This is a genomic window from Nostoc sp. (assembly GCF_035638895.1).
Taxonomy (GTDB): Bacteria; Cyanobacteriota; Cyanobacteriia; order Cyanobacteriales; family Nostocaceae; genus Nostoc.
Window position 1 is genome coordinate 1 of record NZ_DASQZC010000069.1, and the last position, 1,691, is coordinate 1,691.

Sequence of the window (1,691 nt, forward strand, 5' to 3'; positions counted from 1 at the left end):
TCTGACATCAAAGAAGCTTTCCCACCCATTCGCATTAAAGAGGTTCCCACCGCATCAACATTCCAGTTGTGTGAAGAAGCGGGTAAAGACATCGGACAATTGCTGGTGCGCGATCGCAACATCAAGCAAATCAAGTCCCTCGATGTCAACATGGAAAAGGCATTGGGTCGGATTAGCAGTGGACTGTATATAGTCACTACTAAAAAAGATAATGCCTCAAGTGCAATGCTGGCATCCTGGGTAACGCAAGCGAGTTTGCAACCTTTGGGATTAACAATTGCTGTTGCCAAAGACCGCGCCATTGATTCCTTAATGCAAATAGGCGATCGCTTCGTCCTCAACGTTTTGGAAGAAGGCAATTATCAAGAACTCAAAAAACACTTTCTCAAGCGCTTGCATCCTGGTGCTGACCGCTTTGCTGGGGTAAAAACTCAAACCGCGAAAAACGGTTCCCCAATTCTAACTGATGCTCTGGCATACATGGAATGTGAAATACAGAGCAGCATGGAATGCAGCGACCACTGGATTTTATACTGCACCGTCCAAGAAGGTCGTGTCTCCAAAAACGATGGATTGACAGCCGTTCGCCATCGCAAAGTAGGTAATTACTACTAAAAGAGGGAATGGCGAGTGGGGAGTAGGGAGTAGGGGATAAAGACGCGGGGGAGCTTATGAGCAGAGGAGAACTTGTAGAAGTCTTTGCTCATTTTCCATTCCCCATTCCCCATTCCCCATTCCCCATTCCCCATTCCCCACACCCCATTCCCCACTCCCCATTTCCCATTCCCCACTCCCCACTCTTCAACAGCTATGACCAATTCCAAGCCACGCGACGTACAAGTTTTACCAATTGCTACAAATACTAAGGCGATCAAAGCACGTAGTTGGTCACGTCTGCGGTTTGAAATTGAATACGCACTTGAAAGAGGTACTACCTCTAATTGCTATTTAATTGAAGCTGATAAAACCGCACTTCTTGATCCACCGCCAGAAAGCTTTACCGAAATTTATTTAGAGGCATTGCGGCAGACTTTAGATTTACAAAATTTGGATTATATAATCCTGGGTCATTTTAGCCCCAATCGAGTTGCAACTCTCAAAGCAATTTTAGAACTAGCACCACAGGTAACTTTTGTCTGTTCTCTTCCTGGTGCGAACAATTTGCGTGCTGCTTTCTTAGAGCAAGATTTAAATGTCTTGGTGATGCGGGGGAAAGAAACTCTGGATTTAGGTAAGGGTCATGTTTTAAAATTTTTACCCACTCCCAGTCCACGTTGGCCGGAAGGACTTTGTACCTACGATCAGCAAACCCAAATTCTCTACACAGATAAGTTATTTGCAACTCATCTCTGTGGTGATGAACTGTTTGATGATAACTGGGAAGCGCTTAAAGAAGACCAGCGTTATTACTTTAACTGCCTGATGGCTCCCCAAATTGCTCATGTGCAAGCAGCTTTGGAGAAAATATCAGATTTGCAGGTGAGAATGTATGCTGTGGGTCACGGCCCATTGGTACGCACCAGCTTAATCGAACTCACTAAAGCTTATGGAGAGTGGAGCCGTTCTCACAACGATCGCGAGATTTCTGTTGCCTTACTTTACGCTTCAGCTTACGGCAATACAGCGACTTTAGCACAAGCGATCGCTCTGGGACTAACTAAAGGTGGAGTCGCAGTCAAATCGATTAACTG

2 protein-coding genes are annotated in these 1,691 nt (G+C 45.4%); both read left to right on the forward strand.

Annotated features, from left to right (window positions below; all coding sequences use genetic code 11):
- On the forward strand, positions 1-615 hold a 615-nt coding region (locus VE944_RS02950; RefSeq protein ID WP_324972033.1), incomplete at its 5' end, for a flavin reductase family protein.
- Between the two features lie 195 nt (positions 616-810).
- Positions 811-1,691, forward strand: an 881-nt coding sequence (locus tag VE944_RS02955; RefSeq protein ID WP_324972035.1) for an FprA family A-type flavoprotein, incomplete at its 3' end; no start/stop codon positions are given.